Origin of the sequence: Halomonas halophila (assembly GCF_030406665.1) — a bacterium.
Lineage (GTDB): Bacteria > Pseudomonadota > Gammaproteobacteria > Pseudomonadales > Halomonadaceae > Halomonas > Halomonas halophila.
On the sequence record NZ_CP129121.1, the window covers coordinates 1654013 to 1680209 of the forward strand.

Genomic DNA, 26197 nt, shown 5'->3' on the forward strand with positions numbered 1-26197 from the left:
ACGATCGAGTCGTGTCGTTCCGCTGTCAACGGTCGCCTTAACCTTGGGCCGGCTTGCGGGTAGAATGGCGCGCGATTTTGCGCACGCCCCGTGTGCGACTAAGCTTGCCGACGAATCCCCACGCCCGAAGAGGTCCGCCCCATGAGTGTCCATGCCATCCAGCATCCCCTGGTCCAGCACAAGCTGGGACTGATGCGCGAGGCCGGTATCAGCACCAAGAGTTTCCGAGAACTGGCCGGCGAGGTGGCCAAGCTGCTGACCTACGAGGCGACCCAGGATCTGGAGCTGGAAACCACCGAGCTCGACGGCTGGAGCGGCAACAAGATTCCCGTCCAGCAGCTCAAGGGCAAGAAGACCACTATCGTGCCGATCCTGCGTGCCGGTCTCGGCATGCTCGACGGCGTCACCGATCTGATTCCCAGCGCGCGGATCAGCGTGGTCGGCCTCTACCGCGACGAGGAGACCCTCGAGCCGGTGCCGTACTTCTCCAAGTTCGCTGGCGAGATGGACGAGCGCATGGCCATCGTCATCGATCCGATGCTGGCCACCGGCGGCACCATGGTCGCGACGCTGGACATGCTGCGCGAGCGCGGCTGCCAGCACATGAAGGTGATCGTGCTGGTGGCCTCGCCCGAGGGCATCGAGCGCGTGCAGGCATCCTACCCGGACATCGAGATCTACACCGCCGCGGTGGATGAGCGCCTGGACGAGCACGGCTACATCGTCCCCGGGCTGGGGGATGCCGGGGACAAGATCTTCGGCACCCGCTGATTGTTGACCGGCACCTGGCTGCGCTCGAACCATTGACAAGAAGCGCCTCGCACGCGAGTCCGATCAAGATGCTCATTTACTTCAGTAAACTCCGCTCTTTCCTCGCTTCTTGCCTTGTGACCCACAGGGACTGTGGGAAATGCGTAGCCCTCGTCGGGAACGAGGCTAGCCGGTCGTCGCTCGCCGTGGTGCCCGCTCAACAATAGATTCTTTGCTATGACGCCCCTTCTTCTGGGGCGTTTTTCTGCCTGGCTCTTACGGAGATTTCGGATGACGGAAAGTACCGCTTCCTCGACCGCCCCGACGGTCGAATCCCCGCTGCGTACGCTGATCGTCGGCGCCCAGATGCTGTTCGTGGCCTTCGGCTCGCTGGTGCTGGTGCCGCTGCTGACCGGTCTCGATCCCAACGTGGCGCTGTTCACCGCCGGCATCGGCACCCTGGTGTTCCACGCCGTGACCCGCAACAGCGTGCCGGTGTTTCTGGCCTCGTCCTTCGCCTTCATCGCGCCGATCCAGAGCTCGGTGGCGAGCTTCGGCGTGTCCGCGACCCTCGGCGGGCTGCTGGCCGCCGGCGTGGTCTACGTGGTGATCTCTCAGATCGTGCGCCTCAAGGGCACCGTCTGGCTGCATCACCTGTTGCCGCCGGTGGTGGTGGGCCCGGTGATCATGGTGATCGGCCTGGCCCTGGCGCCGGTCGCGGTGGACATGGCCACCGGCGGCACCAGCGATGCCATCGGCTACGGCCGAGCGATGGTGCTGTCCATGGCCAGCCTGCTGGTGACCCTGGTGCTGGCGGTGTTCGGCCGCGGCCTGATCCGTCTGATCCCGATCCTCGGCGGCATCGTCACCGGCTACGTGCTGGCCGCGCTGATGGGCGTGGTCGACTACACGCCGGTGCGTGAGGCGGCCTGGCTGGCGATGCCCGAGTTCGTGGCGCCGAGCTTCCACTGGGCGGCGGTGCTGTTCATGATTCCGGTGGCCATCGCCCCGGCGGTGGAGCACATCGGTGACATGATCGCCATCGGCTCGGTGACGCGTCGCAACTACCTGGACAAGCCCGGCCTGCACCGCACCCTGCTGGGCGACGGTCTGGCGACCTGCACGGCTTCGCTGTTCGGCGGCCCGCCCAACACCACCTACTCCGAGGTCACCGGTGCCGTGACCCTGACTCGCGCCTTCAATCCGCGGATCATGGTGGTCACCGCGGTGATCGCCGTGCTGCTGTCCTTTTTCGGCAAACTCGGTGCCGTGCTGCAGACCATTCCCGGCCCGGTGATGGGCGGCATCATGACCCTGCTGTTCGGCTCCATCGCGGTGGTCGGCATGAACACCCTGGTGCGCGCCGGCAAGCCGCTGACCGCACCGCGCAACCTGGTGGTGGTGTCGCTGATCCTGGTCTTCGGCATCGGCGGCATGCAGCTCGGCGGTGGCCAGTTCACGCTGCAGGGCGTCGGCCTCGCCGCGCTGGTGGGTATCCTGCTCAACGCCATCCTGCCGCGCGCCGAAGAGGAATAAGGCCTCGCCGCCGGCGCTGTCGCGGCCGTGACAGCGCCGGCGGCCTTTCTTGTTCCTTCCTGTGTGTTCTCCTCCCTTGGTCTGGCTTGGCAAGGAGGCTTCTCGGGTCTATATTTTTATAAAATGTAGAAATTATCCGGAGCGCCTTCATGAGCCAGATCACTCCCATGACCTGGGATGACCCCTTCCGCCTCATCGATCAGCTGGACGGCGACGAACGCCTGGCCCAGCAGACCGCCCACGACTACTGCCAGGAGCAGCTGCTGCCCCGGGTGCGCGAGGCCAACCGCCTGGAGCGCTTCGATCGCGAGATCATGACCGAGATGGGCGAGCTCGGCCTGCTCGGGGCGACCATCGACGGCTTCGGCTGCGCCGGGATGAACTATGTCAGCTACGGGCTGATCGCCCGCGAGGTCGAGCGGGTCGACTCCGGCTATCGCAGCGCCATGAGCGTGCAGTCGAGCCTGGTCATGTACCCGATTCACGCCTTCGGCAGCGAGGCCCAGAAGGATCGCTACCTGCCGAAGCTCGCCAGCGGCGAGTGGGTCGGCGCCTTCGGTCTCACCGAGCCGGATCACGGCTCCGATCCCGGCGCCATGTCGACCCGTGCCCGGCGCACCGGCGGTGGCTGGCGGCTCAGCGGCACCAAGACCTGGATCACCAACGCGCCGATCGCCGACGTCTTCGTGGTCTGGGCCCGGGACGAGGAGGGCACGATCCGCGGTTTCGTGCTGGAGCAGGGCATGACGGGACTGTCGGCCCCCAGGATCGACGGCAAGTTCAGCCTGCGTGCCTCGACCACCGGTCAGATCGTGATGCAGGACGTGGAGGTCTCGGACGACGCCCGTCTGCCCGGCGTCACCGGCCTCAAGGGGCCCTTCTCGTGCCTCAACCGTGCCCGCTTCGGCATCGCCTGGGGCAGCATGGGCGCCGCCGAGGCCTGCTGGCACGCCGCCCGTCAGTACACCCTCGACCGGCAGCAGTTCGGTCGCCCCCTGGCCGCCAATCAGCTGATCCAGAAGAAGCTCGCCGACATGCAGACCGAGATCGCGCTGGGGCTGCAAGCCGCGCTGCGGGTGGGGCGGATGATCGACGACGGCCAGCTGGTGCCCGAGACCATCTCGCTGATCAAGCGTAACAACTGCGGCAAGGCCCTGGACATCGCCCGTCAGGCGCGGGACATGCACGGCGGCAACGGCATCAGCGACGAGTATCCGGTGATCCGCCACGTCATGAATCTCGAGGCGGTCAACACCTACGAGGGCACCCACGATATTCATGCGCTGATACTCGGCCGGGCGCAGACCGGCATTCAGGCCTTCACCGGATAACGCTTATATCGACGAGCGAGGAGCGCCGGGGGCAAGCCTGAGAGGAGGTCCTACGCCAAGGAAGGCGTCGGTAGCGTACAGGGAGGTATTCACAGCGCCTCCTCGATGGCTTGACGCCGGAGCAGCTCCGAGAGGAGGGGGAACTCAATGAGCGGACCGCTGGAAGGCGTGGTGGTGCTGGACCTGTCCCGGGTGCTGGCCGGGCCCTGGGCGGGGCAGCTGCTGGCCGACCTGGGCGCTCGGGTGATCAAGGTCGAGCATCCCGAGCGCGGTGACGACACCCGCGGCTGGGGGCCGCCCTGGCTGGAGGGCGAGGTTAGCGGAGAGGACGGCAGCGAGGAGGGCGCCGAGCGTCTGGCGGCCTATTACCTTTGCGCCAATCGCGGCAAGCAGTCGCTGGCCGTGGATATCGCCACCGAGGCGGGCCAGGCGCTGGTGCGTCGGCTCGCCGCCGGCGCCGACGTGGTGCTGGAGAACTTCAAGGTCGGCGGTCTGGCCCGCTACGGGCTCGATCATCAGAGTCTCAAGGCAGTGAACCCCGGCCTGATCGGCTGCTCGATCACCGGCTTCGGCCAGGATGGCCCCTACGCCCATCGGGCCGGCTATGACTTCATGATCCAGGCCCTGGGCGGGCTGATGAGCCTGACCGGCGAGCCCGACGGCATGCCGATGAAGACCGGGGTGGCGATCACCGACGTGATGACCGGCCTCTATGCCGCTATCGGCGTGCTGGCGGCGCTGTACGAGCGGCAGCAGGGCAAGGGGTCATCACCCTCAGGGGGGCGTCATATCGACGTGGCGCTGCTCGACGTCCAGCTGGCGACCCTGGCCAATCAGGCGCTCAACGCCCGGGTGACGGGCGAGAACCCCGCGCGCCACGGCAACGCCCATCCCAATATCGTGCCCTACCAGGCCTTCGCCTGCGCCGACGGCTACCTGGTGCTGACGGTGGGCAACGATGCCCAGTTCGCGCGCCTGGCCGAGCTGCTGGGTCATCCCGAGTGGTCCGGCGATCCCGCCTTCGCCACCAACGCCGCTCGGGTTGCCCACCGCGAGTCGCTGGTGCCGCGGATCGCCGAGGCGCTCCTGACACGAGGGCGCGACGCCTGGCTGGCCGACCTCGAGGCCCTCGGCGTTCCTGCCGGGCCGATCAATACCCTGACCGAGGCCTTCGACGATCCTCAGGTGCGTCATCGCGGCCTGTGCCGCAGCCTGGCGCATGCCGATGGCCGGACGGTGCCGCAGATGGCCAACCCGCTGCGCTTCGACGGCGAGAGCGCCACCTCCGATTGCCCGCCGCCGGGCCTTGGCCAGGACAGCGATGCCGTGCTCGCCGAGCTGGGCCTCGACGCCGAGGCGATCGCGCGGCTGCGGCGGCTGAATATCGTGCGTTGAGGCGCTTCGTGACCTGGGCCCGGTGTTCCCTGAGGCCTGGTCAGCGCGGCGAGAAGCGTCGGCTGATGCCAGTCTCGGCGATCATCCGTGTCGAGATCTCCTCCACCGAGAAGCGCGTGGTATCGATGTAGGGGATGTGCATGCGACGATACAGCGCCTCGGCCTCGGCCACTTCCTGCACGCACTGATCCATGGAGCTGTAGCGGCTGTTGGGACGTCGTTCGTGGCGGATCGCCGCCAGCCGGCGCGGATCGATGGTCAGGCCGAACAGCTTGTGGCGATGCTTGGCCAGCACCGGCGGCAGCTTGAGGCTGCCGTTCTCGTCCTGGTCGTCTTCGGTCAGCGGGTAGTTGGCGGCGCGGATGCCGAACTGCAGCGCCAGGTACAGCGAGCTCGGCGTCTTGCCGCAGCGTGACACCCCGACCAGGATGATGTCCGCCTTGTCGTACTGGTGAGTGCGGGCACCGTCGTCGTTGTCCAGGGCGAAGTGCACCGACTGGATGCGGTCCATGTAGACATCGTCGCTGCCGATGGCGTGGGTACGGCCCACGCTGTAGGAGGAGTGGGTGGCCAGCTCCTGCTCCAGCGGCTCGAGGAAGGTCGAGAAGATGTCGACCTGGAAGCCCTCGGCGTCGCGGATCACGGCGCGCACGTCCTGGTCGACGATGGTGTCGATGATGATCGGCGTGTTGCCGTCCTTGACTGCGGTGGCCTGGATCACCTCGACCAGGCGCTTGGCCTTTTCGACGCTGTCGATGTAGGGCTTGGTCAGCATGCGGATCTCGACGTTCTCGAACTGGGCCAGCAGGCTGCGACCCAGGCTCTCGGCGGTGATGCCGGTGCCGTCGGAAATGAAGAAGGCGGTGCGTGTCATGGGGCTCGCTCGGGCGGGGGAGAATGGCCTCATTGTCGAGTCTCGCGCGGGGCCAGACAAGCGCGACTACAGGAAACGCCAGGATCGGCGAATTGTTGTAAAAAACCTTCAGTGACTTAGCTGTTAGACCAATGGCGAATATGGAAGGCCGTTGATAGAGTCGTTCGCATCCACCCATGACGCTGCGTCATGCACTTTCCGGTGTCGGTTTCCAATCCTAAGGGGGTTTCGTGGACGATTACATTCAGTGGTTCGATCAGCTGGGCATGAACGACGTCGAGCGCGTCGGCGGCAAGAATGCCTCGCTCGGCGAGATGATCTCCAACCTGGCCGAGGCCGGCGTCACCGTGCCCGGCGGTTTCGCTACCACCGCCCACGCCTACCGCGAGTTCCTGTCCCACGAAGGCCTCAACGAGCGCATCAACCAGGCGCTGTCCACGCTGGACGTCGATGACGTCGCCGAGCTGGCCCGCGTCGGTGCCCAGATCCGCCAGTGGGTGATCGACACGCCGCTGCCCCCGACCTTCGAGGCCGCCCTGCGCGAGAGCTACGACAAGCTCGCCGCCATGCACCCCAACCTCAAGGTCGCGGTGCGCAGCTCCGCCACCGCCGAGGACCTGCCGGACGCGTCCTTCGCCGGCCAGCAGGAGACCTTCCTCAACATCGAAGGCTTCGACAACATCAAGCGTGCCGTGCACGAGGTGTTCGCCTCGCTGTTCAACGACCGCGCCATCTCCTACCGCGTGCACCGCGGCTACGCCCACGAGAACGTGGCGCTGTCCGCCGGCATCCAGAAGATGGTGCGCTCCGAGACCGGCGCCTCCGGCGTGATGTTCACCCTGGACACCGAGTCCGGCTACCGCGATGCGGTCTTCGTCACCGCCTCCTGGGGCCTGGGCGAGACCGTGGTGCAGGGTGCGGTGAACCCCGACGAGTTCTATGTCCACAAGCCGACCCTGGCCGCCGGCCGCCCGGCCGTGCTGCGTCGCAATCTGGGCTCCAAGCTGATCAAGATGGTCTACACCGAGGATGCCAGCGCCGGCAAGTCGGTCGAGACCGTGGACGTCCCGCTGGCCGACCGCGCGCGCTTCTGCGTCGACGACGAGCAGGTCATGGCACTGGCTCGCCAGGCGGTGATCATCGAGCAGCACTACGGCCGCCCGATGGACATCGAGTGGGCCATGGACGGCGACGACGGCAAGCTCTACATCGTCCAGGCGCGCCCCGAAACCGTGGTCTCCCAGCAGGAAGGCGGCAAGCTCGAGCGTTTCCAGCTCAAGGAAAAAGGCCGCACTCTGGTGACCGGCCGGGCCATCGGTCAGCGCATCGGCAGCGGCGCGGTCAAGGTCGTCGAGACCCCCGAGGACATGGACAAGATCCATGCCGGCGACGTGCTGGTCACCGACATGACCGACCCCGACTGGGAGCCGGTGATGAAGCGCGCCTCGGCCATCGTCACCAACCGCGGCGGCCGTACCTGCCACGCGGCGATCATCGCCCGCGAGCTGGGCATCCCGGCCGTGGTCGGCTGCGGCGACGCCACCGAGGTGCTCGAGGACGGCCGCGAGGTCACCGTGTCCTGCGCCGAGGGCGACACCGGTCACGTCTACGACGGCCAGCTGGCCTTCGAGCGCAACGTCACCAGCGTCGACGCCATGCCGGAAATCCCGTTCAAGATCATGATGAACGTCGGCAACCCGGACCGCGCCTTCAGCTTCGCCGGCCTGCCCAACGCCGGTGTCGGCCTGGCGCGCCTGGAGTTCATCATCAACCGCATGATCGGCGTGCACCCCAAGGCGCTGCTCGACTACGAGACCCTGTCGCCGGATCTGCAGCAGACCATCGACGTGCGTACCGCCGGCTACGACGACCCGGTCAGCTTCTACGTCGACAAGCTGGTCGAAGGCGTCTCCACCCTGGCGGCCTCCTTCTACCCGCAGCGGGTCATCGTGCGCCTCTCGGACTTCAAGTCCAACGAGTACGAGAACCTGATCGGCGGCAAGCTCTACGAGCCGGGTGAAGAGAACCCGATGCTCGGCTTCCGCGGCGCCTCGCGCTACCTCTCCGAGGACTTCCAGGCCTGCTTCGAGCTGGAGTGCCGGGCGATCAAGCGCGTGCGCGACGAGATGGGCCTCGACAACGTCGAGATCATGGTGCCCTTCGTGCGTACCACCGAGGAAGCGAGCGGCGTCATCGACCTGCTGGCCGCCAACGGCCTGAAGCGCGGCGACAACGGCCTCAAGGTCATCATGATGTGCGAGCTGCCGGCCAACGCCCTGCTGGCCGACGAGTTCCTCGAGTACTTCGACGGCTTCTCCATCGGCTCCAACGACCTGACCCAGCTGACCCTGGGCCTCGACCGCGACTCCGGCATCGTCGCCGGCCTCTTCGAGGAGCGTAATCCGGCGGTCAAGAAGCTGCTGTCCATGGCCATCCAGGCCTGCAAGACCCAGGGCAAGTACGTGGGCATCTGCGGCCAGGGCCCGTCCGACCACCCCGACCTCGCCAAGTGGCTGATGGAGCAGGGCATCGACTCCGTGTCCCTGAACCCGGACGCGGTACTGGAAACCTGGTTCATGCTGGCCGGCGAAACCCTGGGCTGATCGCCCGAGATCGCTGAGTCGGACATCACGACACCCGGGCCAAGGCCCGGGTGTCGTCGTTTCTGCACGCCCTTTGCACGCTCGATGGCGCGCGAGTGGCTAGACTGCAGGCATCACTCAGGCAAAGGAAGAATGCCCGTCATGCCCTCACAGAGACGTCGATTCCATCGCCTGGCGCCGACCGGCGCCCTGATCCTCGGCCTCGTGGCGCTGCCGGCGCTGGCCAATCCCGGCAACGGCGGCGGACCGCCGGAGCATGCCAAGGGCGGACAGGGAGGACAGGGAGGACAGGGCAGTCAGGGGCCATCGGAACGGCTGCACCGGGACGCGACCGACCGGGATCGCGAGCGACATGAGGAGCGCCGCTTCGATGATCGGGACTGGGATCGTGACCGCGACCGTTATGGCCGTGACGGCCCCAGCCTCGAGGAAGCGCTGATCCGCGATATCTTTTACGGGCATCGCGATCGCTATGCCCGTGAGGATCGCGCCTCGATTCCCCCGGGGGTGCGGCAGAACCTGGCCCGCGGCAAGCCCATGCCTCCCGGCATCGGCAAGCGGTTCGACGACGACATCCGTCGCGACCTGCCGCACTACGACGGCTACGAATGGCGCCGCGTCGGTGTCGATGCGGTGCTGGTCGATATCACCAACGACATCATCTACGACGTGATCCGCGACGTGCTCGACTGATCCGCATAGAGCCGCCTTCCCGGGCATCCACCATACTGTCTCCGACGACAAGGGAGACGGACCATGGTGGAACCCCTCGAGGTGGAGGCGGTGTTCCGGCGCTGCCCGAGCGAGCACTTCGACTTCGCTCTGACCAGCGAGCTGGCGCCGCTGGACATGATCGAAGGCCAGCCCCGGGCGCGGGACGCCCTGACGCTGGGCACGGCGGTTCGCCATGACGGCTTCAACCTCTACGTGCTGGGGCCTCCCGACCACGGCCTGCAAGGCCTGGTGACCCGCTTTCTGGAGCGGCAGGCGGCATCGGCGCCGCCGCCGCCCGATCTCTGCTATCGCTACAATTTCGACGATCCCAGCGTGCCGCTGCTGTTGCGCCTGCCGCCGGGGCTCGGGCGCCAGCTGCGCGGCGATATCGAGCGGCTGATCGAGGAGCTCTCCGCCGCCATTCCCGCGGTGTTCGAGAGCGACGAATACCAGAATCGACTCCACGAGCTCGAGCAGGCCATGGGCGAGCGGCAGCGCGATGCGGTGGAGGCGGTGCGCCGCGAGGCCCGCGAGCACGACATCCTGCTGCTGTCCACGCCCAGCGGCTTCACCTTCGCGCCGGCCGATGCCGAGGGCGAGATGCTCTCGCCCGACGCCTACCAGCAGCTCGATCAGGCCGAGCGCGAGCGCATCGAGCGCACCGTCGAGATCTTGCAGACCAAGCTCGCCCAGGCCATCCGCCAGCTGCCCCGGCTGGCCAAGACCCTGCGCGAGCAGGTCGGCGCGCTCAACGAGGAGATGCTCCGGGACGCCATCGATGCGCCGCTGGAGGAGCTCGAGGCCCGCTACGACGCGCAGGAGGCCGTACTGGCGCATTTCACCGCGATACGCGAGGCGCTGCTGTTCCACGTCGAGAGCTTCCGCGAGGACGATCCCGAGATCCCGCCGGAGGCGGTGTTCAGCCGCTTCCGGCTCAACCTGCTGGTCGACAGCGCCGACGCCAGCGGGGCGCCGGTGATCCATCTGGATCTGCCCAGCCACCAGCATCTGGTGGGCCGGATCGAGCATCAGGTGCAGAACGGCACCCTGCTGACCGACTTCATGCTGATTCGCCCCGGCGCGCTGCACCATGCCAACGGCGGCTATCTGGTGCTCGACGTGCGCGGCCTGCTCAGCCAGCCCGGGGCCTGGGAGACCCTCAAGCGGGTACTGTCGACCGGGCGCATCCGCACCGAGTCCCTCGAGCAGGCCTACGGGCTGATCAGCACCCTGTCCCTGGAGCCGGAACCGGTGCCGCTGGACGTCAAGGTGGTGCTGCTCGGCGACCGGCTGCTCTATTACCTGCTTTGCGAGCACGACCCCGACTTCCTGGAGCTGTTCAAGGTTCAGGCCGACATGGACGACACGCTGGATCGCACGCCCGCCGGGCTCGAGGACTATGCGCGCATGGTGGCGAGGCTGGCGACCGAGGCCGATCTCCGGCCGCTGACCGCCGAGGGGGTGGCGGCGGTGATCGAGCGGGCCGGTCGCCTGGCCGACGACCAGCAGCGGCTCACCGCGCGCCATCGCGACCTGCACGATCTGCTGGTGGAGGCCGATCACTGGGCGGAGGCCGCCGGCGAGGCGGCGATCGATCGGGCCGCCGTGGAACGCACCGTGGCCGAGCAGCGCCGTCGCGCCGACCGGATTCGCGAGCGCAGTCACGAGCAGATCTTGCGCGGCACCCTGATGATCGCCACCGACGGCCGGCGGATCGGCCAGGTCAACGGCCTGACCGTGATGCGCCTGACCGACCATGGCTTCGGCCAGCCGATCCGCATCACCGCCACCGCGCGTCCGGGCCACGGCCAGGTGGTCGACATCGAGCGCGAGGCCAAGCTCGGCGGTCCGATCCACGCCAAGGCGGTGATGATCCTGTCGCGCTGGCTGGCCGGCCGCTATGCCCCGGACGCGCCGATGTCGCTGTCGGCCAGTCTGGCCTTCGAGCAGTCCTACGGCGGCGTCGAGGGTGACAGCGCCTCGGTGGCCGAGGCCTGTGCGCTGGTGTCCGCCATTGCCCGGGTGCCGCTGGACCAGCGCTTCGCCGTGACCGGCTCGATCAACCAGTACGGCGAGGTGCAGGCGGTGGGCGGCGTCAACGAGAAGATCGAGGGCTTCTTCGCCGTGTGCCGGGCGCGGGGCGAGCTCGAGGGGCGGGCGGTGATCCTGCCCGAGGCCAACGTCGAGCACCTGATGCTCGACGCCGAGGTGCGCGAGGCCGTGGCCGATGGCCGCTTTCGGCTCTATGCGATTCGTCGGGTGGAGGAGGCGCTGGCGCTGCTGACCGCCGGCGAGCCGGACCTCGATCTGGAGGCGCGGGTCGCCGAGCGGCTGGCGAGCTTCCGCCAGGCGGTGCGTCATCGCGATGACGACGGCGGCCGGCAAGATGAGGACAAGGGCGATGAGTGAGCCTGACGACGCCGGTCCCGCCCTGGAGGCGGTGCCCGAGACACCGGCGAGGGTGCTTGCGCTGCACGATGCTGCCGGTCCTGCTCAGGCGGCGCTCGCCGCGGCGGTGCGTCTCGCCGAGCGGCAGGGGCGCGAGCTGGTGGTGCTGGTCGTCGAGGATCAGGACCTGCTGCACAGCGCGGCCTTTCCCTTCGCCCGGGAGGTCGGGGGCCATTCCGGTCGAGTGCGCCGGCTCAGCGTCGCCGCGCTCGAGGCCGGGCTGGCCCGCCAGGGCGAGCGGGTGCGCCAGGCCCTGGCCCGTGCGGTGGCGGGGCGGCAGCTGCCGCATTCGCTTCAGGTGCGGCGTGGCCGGGTGCTCGAGGAGACGCTGGCGCTGGCCGTGCCCGGCGACCTGCTGCTGCTGAACCGGGCCGGCGAGACGGGCGCGTCGACGGCATGGCTCGGGGCGAGCGGTCTCGCGCTGATGCTGTCGGCGCCCTGCCCGGTGCTGGTCTGGCACGAGGCGGCCGCGGGGCCGCTGCTGGTGGCGTCCGTGGCCGGTGAGTCTCCGTGCGTGCCCGATCCGCTGCGGGCTCTGTTCGGCGAGGCCATGCCGCTGAGGTTCGAGGGCGCGGCCGCGCTGTCGCGTCGGCTGGCGACCTGTCGCGGTGGTGCGCTGCTGATGCGCCGGGAGACGCTGCGGGCGCTGCTGGCGGAGGACGCCGACTGGCTGTCGCGGCCGACGATTCCGGTGATCGTGCTGCCCTGAAGCCCCACAGAGGGCGCGGCTTTTGGCATCATGGGCGGTTGATTGTCTCGAGGAGCCGCCCGATGGCGTATTTTCTGGTAATGGGCGGGCTGGCCCTGACCGTGTGCTTCACCTTCGGATGGATCGTCTGGCGGATGCTGCGCTGGGCCTTCGCGCGTCTGGGGCGCCGTGCGCCGGCCGGAAGAAAGAAGAAGACGGCTGCCAGGGCGTCGCAGGGCAGGCAGGCGGCCGCCAAGGCGTCGGCCAGGGCGTCAAGCAAGGCACCGTCCAAGGAAAAGGGGCGAGCGTCGTCGTCACGCCGTGACGCCGCCGCCGCTGGAAAGGATGCCGCGCGCCGCGACAAGAAGGCGGAGCCGCAGCCGCCGTGGCGGCTGACCATGGCGCTGGCACCGCTGCGCGGCGCCTGGCCCCTGGCCGTGCTGCTCGCCGCGTTGTACGGCGGCGGGCGGCTGGTCGCCCATGGCATGGTGGCCCGGCCCCAGCACGCCCCCGATGCCTTTCGCCAGCTGGTCGAGGCCGTGGGCTGGGGCGCGATGGCGTTGGTCGGTGTCGCGCTGGTCGGCCTGTTGGCGAGCTGGCGCTGTCGGCGTCACGCCTAATCACGCAGCCAGTGACGCAGTTTCAGCAGCAGCAGGGCGCCGTCGCCCAGCGAACGGCGCTCGGTGAGCAGCCGGCGCAGCGCGGCCGGGTGATCGGTGATGATGCCATCCACGCCGAGGTCGATCAGTCGGGACATGCGGGCCGGGTCGTTGACGGTCCAGGCCATCAGGGCGTAGCCGTGACGGTGAGCGAGCCTCACCTCGCGGTCGTCGATGCGGTTGTGACGCAGCGCCAGGGCATCGTAGCCGCGCCGGGGAAGGGCGCCCCTTAGCGTCAGCTGGGCCAGCAGGATGCGGTGCATCGCGGGCGCCTGGCGGGCGACCTCGTCGAGCAGCTCATAGGACTGGGCGGCCAGCCATATTCTCGAGCTCAGGTCGGGCTCGCCGCAGGCCGCGCGGCGGACACCGTCCGGCGCGCGGTTCCGGCAGTCTCGCCGTGCCCGTGCCTCGGCCTCCAGTATCGCCACTACCCGGCTCACGAGCCGCTGGCGGCGGCCCGGGTCCGGCTTGAGCTCTATCACCAGCCCCGCACGCCCCCTGACCCTCTCCAGGGTCTCCTTCAGGCCGGGAATCCGCGTGCCCACGAAGGGGTCGCCGAACCACCCGCCCACGTCCACGTTGTCGAGCACGCCGCGATCGAGGTCGGCGATGCGGCGATCGTCGCCGGCCAGGCGGGACAGGGTGGCGTCGTGGTAGAGCACCACCTCGGCCTCGGCGGTGAGCCGGGCATCGACCTCGATCAGGTCGGCCCCGTCATGGATGGCCCGCTCGATGGCCGGCAGGGTGTTCTCCGGGGCTGCCATCGAGCTGCCGCGGTGGGCGATGTTGTCGACCTCCTCGCGGATCGTGGTGCCCTGGACGACCCACCAGGCCTGGGCGATGGCGAAGGCGAGAACGCCGAGCTCCACGCCCCAGGCCAGGCGCCCGGGGTGTGCGGCTGCCGGCGCCGGCGGACGAGGCTCGCGGTGCGCCAGGCGCAGGTAGAGGCAGCTTCCCAGCAAGGCGTTGGCGGCGATGCCGACGAAGACCGCGGCCAGGGTCACCAGGCCGTAGGCGGTGACATAGCCGAGCATGGCGGGTAGCAGTATCTCGCGACGCTCGGGGAGATGGCCCAGCAGCGGGGTGAAGAGGGCGTTGAAGAGGGCCCCGACCCCAAGGGGCAGTAGCAGGATCGCCGCCAGCAGCACCAGGATCGATGCCGCGATGCCGGTGCGCCAGCCGTGGGTCAGCCGGGCGCTGCGCTTCAGGGCGCGAAGCGGGCCGACGCCTTCCAGGATCAGCGCCGGCAGGGCCAGATGCCAGCGGGTGTAGAGGGTGGCGGCCAGGGCGGCCCAGCCCAGCACCACCGGGCCGATCGTGGCGAGGAAGGCCCACAGTACCGGGGGGCGCACCTGCTGGACATAATAGGGATCAAGGTCGCCAAGCAGGCGGCCGTGGAGCGTCACCACGATGCCGGCCACGGGCAGTATCAGCAGCAGCTGCGTGCCGACCTGGAGCAGGGCCAGGCCGGACAGCGCAGGCAGCCGTCGCAGGCTCTGCCATAGCGCCTCGGCGGCCAGGCGAAGATGGTTGTCACGGGGACGCACCGCGACCAGCGTCATGCCGGCCTGCTGCAGGTAGAGGATCAGGAAGGTGACGGCCAGCGTGGCCAGCAGCCAGGCCATACCGCCCGGTGTCCCCAGCACCGCGAACAGGGCCTCGAGGGTGATCAGCGGGCGGTCGAGGCGCCCCAGCATCCGGGCCAGGCCCCAGCCCGCCGCCGGCAGCAGCAGGCTGGAGGCGAGCAGGGTGAAGAAGGCGTGAAAGGCGATCAGCGGACGCAGATGGTGCTTGAGGCTGCGCAGCACATCGCCGCTCAGGCGAGGCGTGGTCAGCATGATGGTGGCATGTCGTGGAGCATGCTCTCACCCTGCCAGCCGAGTCAGTCGGGCGGCAAGCCGCCGGACCGTGTCCACCGGGGGGTCAGTCCAGCACGAGGCGGTCGTCGGCGATCAGGATGCCGTTGTTGTCGGCGTAGAGCCACTGGCCCGGCTCGATGGTCGCACCGCCGAAGCTGACCGGAATGTCCCGCTGGCCCTCGCCGTGCTTCTCGCTCTTGCGCGGATGGGCGGCCAGGGCCTGGATGCCGAGCTCGGTCTCGGCCAGCTCGTCCACGTCGCGCACGCAGCCGTACATCACCACGCCCGCCCAGCCGTTGCCGGCGGCCTGTTCGGCGAGACGGTCGCCGAGCATGGCGCAGCGGGTGGAACCGCCGGCGTCGACCACCAGCACGGCGCCGTCGCCGGGCTCGTTGACGGTCTGTCGCACCAGCGAGTTGTCCTCGAAGCACTTGACGGTGCGCACCGGGCCGAAGAAGGCCTCATGGCCGCCGAAGTTGACGAACATCGGCTCGAGCACGGCCACTTCGGGATAGGCGTCGCACAGATCGGGGGTGACGATGGCAGGCATGACGGGGTGTCTCCTCGGTCGATGTACCCTCGATGATGCCACAGTCAGGCGATGAGGAAAGTCCCCCTTGAGAGGAATCGCGACGCGGGCAGGGCGCACAAAAAAGCGCCCCGCACGGGGCGGGGCGCTTCGGTCGTCGACGGCCCGCCGGACGGCGGGCCTGCGATGTTGCGAGCATCGGTGACGATGGCGGTGATCAGGCTTCCTGGCTCACCGGGATCACGTTCGAGGCGGCCTTCTGGAATTCCTCGATTTCGTGGAAGTTCATGTAACGATAGATCTCGCCGGCCATGGCGTCGAACTCGCTCATGTAGCGGCGATATTCGCTGACGCTCGGCAGGCGACCCTCGACCGCGGCCACGGCGGCCAGCTCGGCGGACGCCAGGAAGACGTCGGCGCCGTCGCCCAGGCGGTTGGGGAAGTTGCGCGTGGAGGTGGAGACCACGGTGCTCTTGGCGGCGACGCGGGCCTGGTTACCCATGCACAGCGAGCAGCCCGGCATTTCCATGCGTGCGCCGGCGCGGCCGTAGATGCCGTAGTAGCCTTCCTCGGTCAGCTGGTGCTGGTCCATCTTGGTCGGCGGTGCCAGCCACAGCTTGGTCTTCAGGCTGCCTGCGGGCTGCTTCTCGAGCAGCTTGCCGGCGGCGCGGAAGTGGCCGATGTTGGTCATGCAAGAGCCGATGAACACCTCGTCGATGGACTGGCCGGCCACGTCGGAGAGCAGGCGGGCGTCGTCCGGGTCGTTCGGGGCGCACAGCACCGGCTGGTCGAGCTGGTCGAGGTCGATCTCGATCACCTCGGCGTACTCGGCGTCCTTGTCGGCGCGCATCAGGCTCGGGTTCTCGAGCCACTCTTCCATGCCCTTGATGCGGCGCTCGATGGTGCGCGCGTCGCCATAGCCGTTGGCGATCATCCACTTGAGCAGGGTGATGTTGGACTTCAGGTACTCGCTGACGCTGTCCTCGGAGAGGGTGATGGTGCAGCCGGCGGCGGAACGCTCGGCGGAGGCGTCGGAGAGTTCGAAGGCCTGCTCGACGGTGAGGTCCTCGAGGCCCTCGATTTCCAGCACGCGGCCGGAGAAGGCGTTCTTCTTGCCGGACTTCTCGACGGTCAGCAGCCCCTGCTGGATGGCGTAGTAGGGGATGGCGTGGACCAGGTCACGCAGGGTGACGCCGGGCTGACGCTGGCCCTTGAAGCGCACCAGCACGGATTCCGGCATGTCCAGCGGCATCACGCCGGTGGCGGCGGCGAAGGCCACCAGGCCGGAGCCCGCCGGGAAGGAGATGCCCATCGGGAAGCGGGTGTGGGAGTCGCCGCCGGTGCCCACGGTGTCGGGCAGCAGCATGCGGTTCAGCCAGCTGTGGATGATGCCGTCGCCCGGACGCAGCGAGACGCCGCCGCGGTTCATGATGAAGTCGGGCAGGGTGTGGTGGGTTTCCACGTCGACCGGCTTCGGATAGGCGCTGGTGTGGCAGAAGGACTGCATCACCAGGTCGGCCTGGAAACCGAGGCAGGCCAGGTCCTTGAGCTCGTCGCGGGTCATCGGACCGGTGGTGTCCTGGGAGCCCACGGTGGTCATCTTCGGCTCGCAGTACATGCCCGGGCGCACGCCTTCCATGCCGCAGGCCTTGCCGACCATCTTCTGGGCCAGGGTGAAGCCCTTGCCGGTGTCGGCCGGCTGCTCGGACAGGCGGAAGACGTCGGACGGGGCCAGGCCCAGGGACTCGCGAGCCTTGGCGGTCAGGCCGCGGCCGATGATCAGCGGGATACGGCCGCCGGCGCGCGCCTCGTCGAGCAGCAGCTGGGTCTTGAGCTCGAAGGTGGTCAGCACCTCGTCGGTGCCGTGCTTGCAGACCTTGCCTTCATACGGGTAGACGTCGATGACGTCACCCATCTCGAGGTTCTCGACGTCCATCTCGACCGGCAGGGCGCCGGAATCTTCCATGGTGTTGAAGAAGATCGGCGCGATCTTGCCGCCGAAGCAGAAGCCGCCGGCGCGCTTGTTCGGCACGTTGGGGATGTCGTCGCCGAAGAACCACAGCACGGAGTTGGTGGCGGACTTGCGCGAGGAACCGGTGCCGACCACGTCGCCGACGTAGACCACCTGGTGACCCTTGGCCTTCACTTCCTCGATCTGCTTGAGCGGACCGGTGACGCCGGGCTCGACCGGCTCGATGCCGTCGCGCGGGTTCTTGAGCATGGCGTTGGCATGCAGCGGGATGTCCGGCCGCGACCAGGCATCCGGGGCCGGGGAGAGGTCGTCGGTGTTGGTCTCGCCGGGCACCTTGAACACGGTCAGGGTGATCTTGTCGGCCAGCTTGGGCTTTGCGAGGAACCACTCGGCCTCGGCCCAGGACTCGATGATCTCCTTGGCCACGGCGTTACCGGCCTTGGCGCGCTCTTCCACGTCGTGGAAGGCGTCGAACATCAGCAGGGTGTGCTTGAGCTGCTCGCCCACTTCCTTGGCCAGCGAGTCGTCGTCCAGCAGCTCGACCAGCGAGGCGATGTTGTAGCCGCCCTGCATGGTGCCCAGCAGCTTGACGGCGTGGATCCGGTCGATCAGCGGGGACTCGGCCTCGCCCTTGGCGATGGCGGTCAGGAAGCCGGCCTTGACGTAGGCGGCCTCGTCGACGCCCGGCGGCACGCGGTTGGTCAGCAGGTCGAGGATGGCCTCTTCCTCGCCGGCGGGCGGATTCTTCAGCAGTTCGACCAGGGCAGCCGTCTGCTCGGCGTTCAGCGGCTTCGGCGGAACGCCCGCCTGGGCGCGCTCCTCGACATGTTGGCGATAGGCTTCAAGCACGTGGTGGCCCTCATTGGTTGGTAGTGGCCGAGCGTCCTGCGGCGGCGATGACGCCGCGGCGAGTCGCTCGGCTCGTCGGAATCAGCACGGTCAACGGTGGCGCTATTCTAGGAGAAACTGTCGACAATGTTAAGAATCCCGGCCATGGCGGGGGTCGAACTTTGGTCTCTGGTCATGTCCGAGCGCCTTCGGGGTGCCAGTGTGCGGGCGTCGCGTTACCATGGTGCGACTTTCATCAACGCAGAGGAGTGCCGATGGCGGGGCGTGTTGCTTCCCCCTGTGTGGGCCTGTGTTCGACGACGGTGGGCGATCGCGTCTGCCGCGGCTGTCAACGCATCGACGACGAGATTCGCGACTGGCCGGCCCTGGGCGGCGACGAGCGGGAGCAGCGCATGGCCGAGCTGGATGCCCTGCGCGTCGACGTGGCCGGGCGTCATCTGAGCGTGGTCGATGCCGACGCCCTGGAAGCCCAGCTGGTGCGCCACCGGATTCGCTTTCGCGCGGAGCAACCGCCGCTGTCCCGGGCGGTGGAGCTGCTGCGCGTCGGACGCGACCGTATCCGCGACCTGTCGCGTTACGGCCTGGCGCCGCTCGAGCCGCTCGATGCCACGACCCTGCACGCCCGTCTCGCCGCCGATCTGATGGCCGCCGCCGAGGCGCGCCGCGAGGCCAGAGCCTCGCACTCCTGATGCTTTCAGACACGAACCGCCGGACCCTTCGATGACCGCCATTGCCGACGCTCCATCCCCCGTTGACCTGTTGCCCGAGGGGCTGCTCGCCTTTCTTCACTGCCCGACCCCCGATGCCTGGATCGACTGGGCCCTCGACAACCCCGAGCTGCTGCTGATCGACCACGCCCAGTGCGAGAAGAAGGCCGCCTCCACGGCCATGAGCCTGCTCTACCGCTACGTGGATCACCCGCTGCTGCTGACCAAGATGTGCCAGCTGGCCCGCGAGGAGCTGCTGCACTTCGAGCAGGTGGTCAAGCTGATGGAGGAACGTGGCATCGTCTATCGTCACCTGTCGGCCTCGCGCTATGCCGAGGGGCTGCGGCGCCATGTGCGCACTGAAGATCCCGAGCGGCTGATCGATATCCTGATCGTGGGCGCGCTGATCGAGGCCCGCAGCTGCGAGCGCTTCGCCCGTTTGATTCCTCACCTTGACGATGAGCTTGCCAAGTTCTATCGCAGTCTGGTTAAGTCGGAAGGGCGTCACTATGAGGATTACCTGATGCTGGCCCGCCGGGCCGCCCCGGAGGCCATCGACGATCGCATCGCCTTCCTCGCCGCGCGAGAAGCCGAGCTGATCACCATGCCGGATACGGCATTTCGTTTTCACAGCGGTGTTCCCGCCTGAGTTCGGGGCGCCGCCCAGCAGGGCCTAACAATCATGCGGGATGCTTCCGACGCCGTAACCCGTGAAGAACAAGATCGCCTGGCGTTATTCGGTCATTTTTCGCTGACCCTGGGCGACGATGCGCTGACCCATTTCAGTTACGACAAGGTCAAGGCGCTGCTGGTCTACCTGCTGCTGCACGAGCAGCCGGTCAACCGCGCGACCCTCGCCGAACTGCTGTGGCCCGACCAGGGCCTCTCCTCGGGGCGGACCAACCTGCGGCATGCCTTGCACTGCCTGCGTCAGTCGCTCGGTGAGCAGGCCGAGGAGGTGCTGTCGGTATCCCGCCAGACCATCGCCTTCGAGCTGCCCGAGGCATGGCGGTTCGACCTCCACGAGCTCCAGTCGATGCTCGAGGCACCCGCCGAGGTGGCGACCCTGGAAGACATCCTGGAGTGCTACCAGGGTGACCTGGTGGAGGAGCTGCAGCTCGCCGCCTGCGCCGAGTTCCAGCGCTGGCTGGTCCAGGTCCGCAACGAGTGGCGTCAGCGCGTGATCCGCTACGCCGAGGCGGTGCTGGAACAGTCCGAGCCGCTGCCCGATTCGCTGCTGGAAACCCTGGTCAGCCGTTTCTCCGGCTACGGGCCCTTTCACGAGCGGCTGGTGCGCCAGCTCGCCGAGCAGGGCCAGCTGGCCGCCGCCCACGAGCAGTACAACGCCTACCTTCAGCTGCTGGCGCTGACCGGCCAGCAGCCGGACCCCGCCTTCCTTCAGCTGGCGCGCTACTGGTCGGATGGCGTCCCCGACGAGGCCAACGCCCCCGGCGTCGGCTTCTCGCGTACCCTGGCCGCGGACAGCGCGCCGCTGCGCGACGACGAGATCGAGATGCGTCAGCTGTCGGTGATGGCGATTCGCCTGGAGCTGGACGCGGATCTTTCCACCCGCGGTGAGACCCGGGCCTGCCTGACCCTGCAGATCGAGCTGATGCGCTGGCTCGAGCAGCAGTGCCATCACCTGGGCGGCTTCTGGCTGCCCGGTGCCGCCGGCGGCATCGGGCTCGCCTGCTTCGGCACCCACGGTCCGGCCCACCAGCTCGCCGAGCTGGTGGCGCTCTACGAACACTGCCAGCGCTCGCTCTCAGACGAGTGCGTCCGTCACTGGAGCGGGGAGGGCGAGCCGCCGGGCATCTGCCTCGCCGCCGGCCTCAACAGCGGCCAGGTGGTCTACCTGCCGGAGCGCCACCTGGTCGACCCGCTGGGCGAGGTGACCCAGGGCGCGCTGGAACTGATGGCCGCCTCCCAGGGCAGCGAGCTGGTGATTTCCCAGCAGGCCAGCCAGCACATGCCGCCGGCGCTCGACCTTCAGCCGCGGCTTTCCTCGCGGTTGGTGGCCAGCGACGGCCGTGTGTGGCTGCGGGCGCTGGTCCTCGGGGCGAATGAAGGCGGGCGCGAGGCGCTGCCGCCGAGCCTGATCGGTCGCGAGGGGGCGCTGCGCACGCTGCGCGATGCCCTGGCCCGGGCCGGCATCGGGCTGCGCCAGAGCGTGCTGGTCCGGGGCCCTTCGGGGCTCGGCAAGTCGGCGCTGCTGGTCGGCTTCCGCCATCTCGAACAGAGCCGCGAGGCGGCGATCTGCTGGCAGCCCACCACCCGGCTGTCGATCCAGGAGCCCTATGGCGTGGCTCGGCAGCTGCTGCACTGGCACTTCGGCGATGACGTCGATGCCGAGCGACTGGCGTCGCTGATGCCGGAAGACCTCGGCGACGAGTCGCGGCTGCTGCTGGAGGAAGCGCTCGGCGTCTGCGAGCCCCGCGAGGTGGCCATGCTCACCCAGAACGGCGAGGCCGTGGAGCTGGTGGTCGGGGTGCTGCAGCGCCTGATCGAACGTCTCACCGAGTCGCGCACCCTGGTGCTGATGGTCGACGACCTGCAATGGCTCGACGAGCCCTCCTTCAAGGTGCTGGCCGGCCTCCAGGCGCGCCTGCCGATCAACTGTCCTTTCCTGATGGTGGCCAGCCACCACGGCCGCGAAGCGCTGCCGACCTCGCTCGACTGGGATCAGCAGATCACCCTCGGGCGGCTCGACCCCATGCAGTCGTCCCGGCTGCTCACCCAGCTGGCCCGGCGCTATCGGCTGCAGCTCAGCCCGCGCCTGCGCAGCCAGATCGTCGAGCGCTGCGACGGCGTGCCGCTGTACCTGCAGGAGATCTGCCGCCGCGTCGACCTGGATCGTCGCGAGGGGCGCCAGGTCGACCTCGACGAGCTGCCGCGGGGCCTGCTGGGGCTGCTGGCCAGCCGCATCGACCAGCTCGACGCCGACCGCGAGGTCGCCCACGTGGCGGCCGTGCTCGGCCGCCGCTTCCGGCTCGATTTCCTCGCCGAGTGCAGCGACCGGGAGATGCCGCAGCTGAATGCGGCGCTGGAGCAGATGATCCGCCTGGAGATCGTCGAGCCGGTCGACGAGACGGAAGAGGGGCGCGAGTATCAGTTCACCCATCAGCTGCTGCAGGAAGCGGCTTACCTGTCCTGCCCGCGGGACGTGCGTGTGGCGCTGCATCGCCAGGTCGTGTCGCTGATCGAGGAGCGCTTTCCGGTGTGGATCAGCCGCCACCCGGGCGATTTCGCCGTCCATCTGCGGCGCAGCGGCCACCATGCCCGCGGGGCGCGCTACTTCGAGCTTGCCGCCCGCGAGGCGCTCAAGGTCAGCGCCAACCGCACCGCGCTGCGCATGGCCGACTTCGGGCTGGCCAGCCTGCGTCACGTGGAAGGCCAGGAAGAACGCGAGGTCAGCCTGCACACGGTGCGTGGCCAGGCCGCCTTCGCTCTGGAAGGGCACGGCTCACCCACCGCCCACGAGAGCTTCGTGCGTGCCCGAGAGCTGCTGACCTGTACCGATGAGGTGCCGGAGGACAGCGAGGACCTGGAGCAGGTGTTTCTGGTCAAGTGGGGCCTGTGGGTCGGCTGCAGCCAGCGCAACGCCCACGCCGATGCCTTCCTGCTGGCCTCGCGGTTGGCGGACCTGGCCGCGCGGCTCGAGGACCCGCGCTACCGGCGCCTGGCCGATTTCGCCCGGGCCAGCTGCGAGTACTGGGCCGGCCGCATCCAGCAGGCCTACGAGCATCTCGAGGAGATCGACCCGCTCAATTCGCCGATGATGATCGAGTGGCTGCCGTTCTCCGATCACCCCCAGGTGGCGGCGACCTGCTTCCAGAGCTGGGCGTTGTGCCTGCGCGGCGACTATCATCGCGCCCAGCAGCAGGTGGAGTCGGCGATCCGCCTGGCCGAGCGCATCAATCACCCGGGCAGCCTGGCCATGGCCCTGATGTATGCCGCGGCGCTCTATCGCCAGGTGGGACACGAGCATCTGGCGTCCCAGCGCGCCGAGCGCGCCTACGAGATCACCGGCACGCCGGACCTGCAGCTGTGGCAGGTCTCGGCGCGGCAGGTGCTGGGCTGGCAGCGGGCGCTGTCCGGCGATCGCGAAGGACTCAAGCGCATCGAGGCGGCCCAGGAGGAGTTCGTCGAGGTCACCGGTCGCGATCCCTACCAGCGGCCCTCGCTGTGGTGGGTGGACGCCTGTACGTCGCTGGGCGAGCTGGCCCGGGCCGAGGACTATCTCGACCAGTGCCTGCTGATTGCCCGTGAGCGGACCACGCTGTTCGTCGCCGAACTGGCGGTGCACCTGGCGAAGGTGCGCCACCGCCTGGGGCATCCCGCCGAGGAAGTGCGCGGTCTGATCGAGCAGGCGCTCGAGCAGGCACGCGGCGACGGCAACCTGCACCAGCAGCTGTGCGCCCTGGAAGCCTGGCTGACGATGGTCGATCCGGAGGATGAGGACGCGCGCATGGCCTTCCGGGGCCTGCTGGGCGAGGTCAGTCACAGCGATGCCCCGGTGCTGGTGCGCTGGCGGACCCTGCTCGACAAGCGGCTGCCGCATACCGCCGACCTGGAGGACTGACGGCGCACACGCCTGAGGTGCCATGGAAGAAGCAAAACGCCCGGCGAGGCTCGAGAGACGAGCGTCGCCGGGCGTTTTGTGTCGTGCGGGAGGTCGTGTGAGAGAGCCTTTGGAAGCGCGAGGCGTCGAGGCTCAGGTGGCGACTTCCAGCGCGGCGATCCGCGCCAGCGCCTGATCGCGGTGGTCGCCGCACAGTTCGCGGTCGTAAACGAAGCGGGCGCAGACCGCTGGCCGCTCGGGCCGGCCGAACAGCCGGCACAGGTTGTCGTCGTCGAGCTGGGCGCAGCGCACCCCGGCGGGCTTGCCGTCCGGCATGCCGGGGATCGGCGAGCTGATCGACGGCGCGATGCAGCAGGCGCCGCAGCCGGGGCGGCAGCCGCCGGCGTCCTGTTCTTCGCTCATGGCCGGGCGCGAGCTCACGCCTCGGCCTCCGCCAGCGCCCCCTTGTCGATGCCCTCGAAGGCCTGCACGCGGGTGGCGCGGCCGGTCTCGCGGGCGATCTCGCCGGCCAGCCAGGCGGCGATATGTTCCACCGTGGTCGGCGTCGGCATCGGGATGCAGCGCTCCCGCGGCAGGGTCAGGGCGAAACGCCCCTGCTCGGCCGTGTAGCGGGTGGTCAGCCGGCCGGTGAAGGCGGCATCCAGGCCCTCGACCACGTCGGCCTCGTCCACCAGGTAGCGATCCGCGAGGCGTTCGGCCCACTCGGTCTCGAGCGCCGGGCACCGTTCGCCGTCCTGCCACACGTGCAGCCGCGAGCGGTGGCCGTGGGCGATGCGCTGGCAGTTGCCGGCGTGGCGCTTGAGGCCGTGGCTGTAGGTGTAGGCGGCGCCGTCGATGGCCTCGTCGGTCAGCGTCAGGCGGATCGCCTCGACCCGGGCCGGCGGCTGGCGGCTGAGCGAGGCCGACAGGTGCTCGGCCAGGCGCTCGGCGGTGATGGCCGGCCAGGGCAGCAGGGCGAAAGCCTGGCGCGGGCCGCGGACCTCGAACGGGTAGGGCGACTCGGCGCGCACGCACAGGCCCTCGGCGCACTCATGGACGCTGATGCCGGGCGCCTCGGTGGGCACCAGCAGGGTGTGATCGGGGCCCTGGTCGATGCGCGACTTGATCCACGGCTTGACCTCGCCGAAGTCGAACAGCATGCCGTCCTCGCCGAGCTCGCCGTCGAGTTCGGCGTCGACCCGCCAGCTGGCGCCGATCAGCCCGCGTTCGGGGCACCACAGGGAGGCGTCGAGATGGGTGAGGCGGTTGACGAACAGCGTCATCAGTCGATCCCCGTGATCTTGTGGGTCTGCAGTGAGAGCCGCCACTGCGGATGGCTCAGGCAGTAGGCCACGGTCTCGGCCGTGACGTCACCGCCGCCGACCGCCGCGGTGTCCATCGGCTGAAGGAAGAAATGATGGAAGTCCAGGTCGGTGAAGCGCTCGGGCGGGGCGTCGCTCTGCGGATAGACCAGCTTGAGCTCGTCGCCGGAGGTCTGGGCCAGCACGCTCTCGCCCTTGGGGCTGACGCACAGCCAGTCGATGCCCGGCGGGGCCGGCAGGGTGCCGTTGGTCTCCACGGCGACGTCGAAGCCGCGCTCGTGCATGGCGGCGATCAGGGGCTCGTCGAGCTGCAGCAGCGGCTCGCCGCCGGTGAAGATCACCTGGGGCGTGGCGGTGCCCGGGGCATCCGGCCACAGCGCGGTCAGGTGATCGACCAGGGCCTCGGCATCATGGAAGCGTCCGCCGTGCTGGCCGTCGGTGCCGCGGATGTCGGTATCGCAGAAGCGGCAGGCCGCGGCGGCGCGATCGGCCTCGCGCCCGGACCACAGGTTGCAGCCGCTGAAGCGGCAGAACACGCTGGCGCGTCCGGCCTGGCCGCCTTCGCCCTGCAGCGAGTAGAAGGCTTCCTTGACGCTATACATGGTCGGACCCTTCGGCGGCGTCGGCGGCGGCATCAGGCCGCTGTGAAGAGACGTCGGCCTCGTCGCCGGTGGTGTCATAAGCGATGGGGTCGACGGCGCCGTTGGCGGCGAAGGCCGAAAGCCGTTCGCGGCAGCTGCCGCAGCGGCCGCAGGCCAGGGCTTCACCACGGTAGCAGGTCCAGGTCCTGGCGTAGTCGAGCCCCATGGCCAGGCCCTCGGCGAGGATCTCGTCCTTGCCGGCGCGCAGGTAGGGCGCGTGCAGGGTCACCGGCTCGAAGTTGGCGATGCCGGCGACGTCGTTCATGGCCTCGACGAACTCGGGGCGGCAGTCCGGGTAGAGCACGTGATCGCCGCCATGGGCGCCGTAGTCGACCCGATCGGCGCCGATGTTGACCGCCTTGGCGATCGCCAGCGACAGCAGGATCATGTTGCGGTTGGGGACCACGGTGGCCTTGAGGTTGGCCTCGGCGTAGTCGGCGTCGGGCAGCTCCTGGCTGGAGTCGGTGAGCGCCGAGGCGTCGATCAGGCCATGGATGGCGGTGATGTCGACCACCTGGTGGGGCACGCCCAGCTCGCGGCAGACCTCGCGGGCGACCGCGAGCTCGCGGGCATGACGCTGGCCGTAGTCGAAGGACAGGGCGTGGACCTCGCGGCCTTCGCGCAGGGCGCGATGCAGCACGGTAAAGGAGTCCATGCCACCGGAGTAGATCACCACGGTGGCCGGTGCGGCGGATTCTGACATGGGATACCTGTGGGGCGGAGAATTTGTCTGCCCGGCGCGCGTCACGGGCGCGGCGG

At 68.8% G+C, this 26197-nt stretch carries 20 protein-coding genes; 12 read left to right on the forward strand and 8 right to left on the reverse strand.

Going from position 1 to position 26197, the window contains the following annotated elements:
* Positions 1-141: 141 nt before the first annotated feature.
* From upp to QWG60_RS07635, 4 genes are all read left to right on the forward strand, one after another.
* Positions 142-771, forward strand: a complete 630-nt coding sequence (upp, locus tag QWG60_RS07620; protein ID WP_046080281.1) for a uracil phosphoribosyltransferase — start codon at positions 142-144, stop codon at positions 769-771.
* Between the two features lie 270 nt (positions 772-1041).
* Complete coding sequence (locus QWG60_RS07625) at positions 1042-2286, forward strand: uracil-xanthine permease family protein (RefSeq protein WP_146907571.1); 1245 nt, start codon at positions 1042-1044, stop codon at positions 2284-2286.
* Between the two features lie 149 nt (positions 2287-2435).
* A complete protein-coding gene (locus QWG60_RS07630) occupies positions 2436-3617 on the forward strand; it encodes an acyl-CoA dehydrogenase (protein ID WP_046080283.1) in 1182 nt (393 codons plus the stop codon).
* Positions 3618-3764: 147 nt separating this feature from the next.
* Positions 3765-5012, forward strand: a complete 1248-nt coding sequence (locus QWG60_RS07635) for a CaiB/BaiF CoA transferase family protein (protein ID WP_146907569.1) — start codon at positions 3765-3767, stop codon at positions 5010-5012.
* Between the two features lie 40 nt (positions 5013-5052).
* Here QWG60_RS07635 and ppsR read toward each other — a convergent pair whose 3' ends face one another.
* Entirely contained in the window at positions 5053-5886 is an 834-nt protein-coding gene (gene ppsR, locus QWG60_RS07640) for a posphoenolpyruvate synthetase regulatory kinase/phosphorylase PpsR (RefSeq protein WP_035598661.1), read from the reverse strand.
* Between the two features lie 230 nt (positions 5887-6116).
* Between ppsR and ppsA the strand changes: the two genes are divergently transcribed.
* From ppsA to QWG60_RS07665, 5 genes are all read left to right on the forward strand, one after another.
* Positions 6117-8489, forward strand: a complete 2373-nt coding sequence (gene ppsA, locus QWG60_RS07645; RefSeq protein WP_107182000.1) for a phosphoenolpyruvate synthase — start codon at positions 6117-6119, stop codon at positions 8487-8489.
* Positions 8490-8630: 141 nt separating this feature from the next.
* Positions 8631-9182 (forward strand): anti-virulence regulator CigR family protein, encoded by a 552-nt coding sequence (locus QWG60_RS07650; protein WP_107181999.1) that lies wholly within the window; start codon positions 8631-8633, stop codon positions 9180-9182.
* A 63-nt stretch (positions 9183-9245) separates the two neighbouring features.
* Positions 9246-11612: a Lon protease family protein gene (locus QWG60_RS07655; protein ID WP_146907567.1), complete on the forward strand. Its 2367-nt coding sequence runs from the start codon at positions 9246-9248 to the stop codon at positions 11610-11612.
* Positions 11605-12360: a hypothetical protein gene (locus tag QWG60_RS07660; protein WP_052719407.1), complete on the forward strand. Its 756-nt coding sequence runs from the start codon at positions 11605-11607 to the stop codon at positions 12358-12360. The genes QWG60_RS07655 and QWG60_RS07660 overlap by 8 nt, the downstream gene beginning before the upstream one ends.
* A gap of 62 nt (positions 12361-12422) precedes the next feature.
* Positions 12423-12959, forward strand: a complete 537-nt coding sequence (locus tag QWG60_RS07665) for a hypothetical protein (protein WP_146907565.1) — start codon at positions 12423-12425, stop codon at positions 12957-12959.
* Here the strand turns inward: QWG60_RS07665 and QWG60_RS07670 are convergent.
* The 3 genes from QWG60_RS07670 to acnB form a co-directional block, all read right to left on the reverse strand.
* Positions 12956-14836 (reverse strand): glycerophosphodiester phosphodiesterase family protein, encoded by a 1881-nt coding sequence (locus QWG60_RS07670; RefSeq protein WP_146907563.1) that lies wholly within the window; start codon positions 14834-14836, stop codon positions 12956-12958. The genes QWG60_RS07665 and QWG60_RS07670 overlap by 4 nt on opposite strands.
* A gap of 85 nt (positions 14837-14921) precedes the next feature.
* Positions 14922-15407, reverse strand: coding sequence for a ribonuclease E activity regulator RraA (gene rraA, locus QWG60_RS07675; RefSeq protein ID WP_107181994.1), 486 nt, complete (start codon positions 15405-15407; stop codon positions 14922-14924).
* Between the two features lie 196 nt (positions 15408-15603).
* On the reverse strand, positions 15604-18207 hold the full coding sequence (gene acnB, locus QWG60_RS07680; RefSeq protein ID WP_046080293.1) for a bifunctional aconitate hydratase 2/2-methylisocitrate dehydratase: 2604 nt from the start codon (positions 18205-18207) through the stop codon (positions 15604-15606).
* Positions 18208-18461: 254 nt separating this feature from the next.
* Between acnB and QWG60_RS07685 the strand changes: the two genes are divergently transcribed.
* Genes QWG60_RS07685 through QWG60_RS07695 form a run of 3 tightly spaced genes read left to right on the forward strand, consistent with a single transcriptional unit; the run spans position 18462 to position 23496 of the window.
* On the forward strand, positions 18462-18896 hold the full coding sequence (locus QWG60_RS07685) for a DUF1289 domain-containing protein (protein WP_046080294.1): 435 nt from the start codon (positions 18462-18464) through the stop codon (positions 18894-18896).
* A gap of 31 nt (positions 18897-18927) precedes the next feature.
* Complete coding sequence (gene miaE, locus QWG60_RS07690) at positions 18928-19563, forward strand: tRNA-(ms[2]io[6]A)-hydroxylase (RefSeq protein WP_046080295.1); 636 nt, start codon at positions 18928-18930, stop codon at positions 19561-19563.
* Positions 19564-19596: 33 nt separating this feature from the next.
* Positions 19597-23496 carry an AAA family ATPase gene (locus tag QWG60_RS07695; RefSeq protein ID WP_146907561.1) on the forward strand — a complete coding sequence of 1300 codons (3900 nt, stop codon included), beginning with the start codon at positions 19597-19599 and terminating at the stop codon, positions 23494-23496.
* Positions 23497-23628: 132 nt separating this feature from the next.
* Here the strand turns inward: QWG60_RS07695 and QWG60_RS07700 are convergent, their stop codons facing one another.
* Genes QWG60_RS07700 through queC form a run of 4 tightly spaced genes read right to left on the reverse strand, consistent with a single transcriptional unit; the run spans position 23629 to position 26141 of the window.
* The gene (locus QWG60_RS07700; RefSeq protein ID WP_146907583.1) at positions 23629-23898 is read right to left on the reverse strand and encodes a YkgJ family cysteine cluster protein; all 270 of its coding nucleotides are present in this window, start codon (positions 23896-23898) and stop codon (positions 23629-23631) included.
* A gap of 14 nt (positions 23899-23912) precedes the next feature.
* Positions 23913-24758 (reverse strand): 6-carboxytetrahydropterin synthase, encoded by an 846-nt coding sequence (locus QWG60_RS07705; protein WP_107181993.1) that lies wholly within the window; start codon positions 24756-24758, stop codon positions 23913-23915.
* Positions 24758-25399: a 7-carboxy-7-deazaguanine synthase gene (gene queE / locus QWG60_RS07710; protein ID WP_046080530.1), complete on the reverse strand. Its 642-nt coding sequence runs from the start codon at positions 25397-25399 to the stop codon at positions 24758-24760. The genes QWG60_RS07705 and queE overlap by 1 nt, the downstream gene beginning before the upstream one ends.
* Entirely contained in the window at positions 25392-26141 is a 750-nt protein-coding gene (gene queC / locus QWG60_RS07715) for a 7-cyano-7-deazaguanine synthase QueC (protein ID WP_046080298.1), read from the reverse strand. The genes queE and queC overlap by 8 nt, the downstream gene beginning before the upstream one ends.
* Between the last annotated feature and the right edge of the window lie 56 nt (positions 26142-26197).

Bases quoted from the DNA above. Each gene is read 5' to 3' on its own strand.
- QWG60_RS07670 (WP_146907563.1), bottom strand. From the start codon at position 14,836: ATGCTGACCACGCCTCGCCTGAGCGGCGATGTGCTGCGCAGCCTCAAG.
- QWG60_RS07705 (WP_107181993.1), bottom strand. From the start codon at position 24,758: ATGACGCTGTTCGTCAACCGCCTCACCCATCTCGACGCCTCCCTGTGG.
- upp (WP_046080281.1), top strand. From the start codon at position 142: ATGAGTGTCCATGCCATCCAGCATCCCCTGGTCCAGCACAAGCTGGGA.
- ppsR (WP_035598661.1), bottom strand. From the start codon at position 5,886: ATGACACGCACCGCCTTCTTCATTTCCGACGGCACCGGCATCACCGCC.
- QWG60_RS07630 (WP_046080283.1), top strand. From the start codon at position 2,436: ATGAGCCAGATCACTCCCATGACCTGGGATGACCCCTTCCGCCTCATC.
- QWG60_RS07695 (WP_146907561.1), top strand. From the start codon at position 19,597: ATGCGGGATGCTTCCGACGCCGTAACCCGTGAAGAACAAGATCGCCTG.
- QWG60_RS07650 (WP_107181999.1), top strand. From the start codon at position 8,631: ATGCCCTCACAGAGACGTCGATTCCATCGCCTGGCGCCGACCGGCGCC.
- QWG60_RS07665 (WP_146907565.1), top strand. From the start codon at position 12,423: ATGGCGTATTTTCTGGTAATGGGCGGGCTGGCCCTGACCGTGTGCTTC.
- QWG60_RS07660 (WP_052719407.1), top strand. From the start codon at position 11,605: ATGAGTGAGCCTGACGACGCCGGTCCCGCCCTGGAGGCGGTGCCCGAG.
- miaE (WP_046080295.1), top strand. From the start codon at position 18,928: ATGACCGCCATTGCCGACGCTCCATCCCCCGTTGACCTGTTGCCCGAG.
- queE (WP_046080530.1), bottom strand. From the start codon at position 25,399: ATGTATAGCGTCAAGGAAGCCTTCTACTCGCTGCAGGGCGAAGGCGGC.
- QWG60_RS07700 (WP_146907583.1), bottom strand. From the start codon at position 23,898: ATGAGCGAAGAACAGGACGCCGGCGGCTGCCGCCCCGGCTGCGGCGCC.
- QWG60_RS07635 (WP_146907569.1), top strand. From the start codon at position 3,765: ATGAGCGGACCGCTGGAAGGCGTGGTGGTGCTGGACCTGTCCCGGGTG.
- QWG60_RS07655 (WP_146907567.1), top strand. From the start codon at position 9,246: ATGGTGGAACCCCTCGAGGTGGAGGCGGTGTTCCGGCGCTGCCCGAGC.
- rraA (WP_107181994.1), bottom strand. From the start codon at position 15,407: ATGCCTGCCATCGTCACCCCCGATCTGTGCGACGCCTATCCCGAAGTG.
- queC (WP_046080298.1), bottom strand. From the start codon at position 26,141: ATGTCAGAATCCGCCGCACCGGCCACCGTGGTGATCTACTCCGGTGGC.
- QWG60_RS07685 (WP_046080294.1), top strand. From the start codon at position 18,462: ATGGCGGGGCGTGTTGCTTCCCCCTGTGTGGGCCTGTGTTCGACGACG.
- QWG60_RS07625 (WP_146907571.1), top strand. From the start codon at position 1,042: ATGACGGAAAGTACCGCTTCCTCGACCGCCCCGACGGTCGAATCCCCG.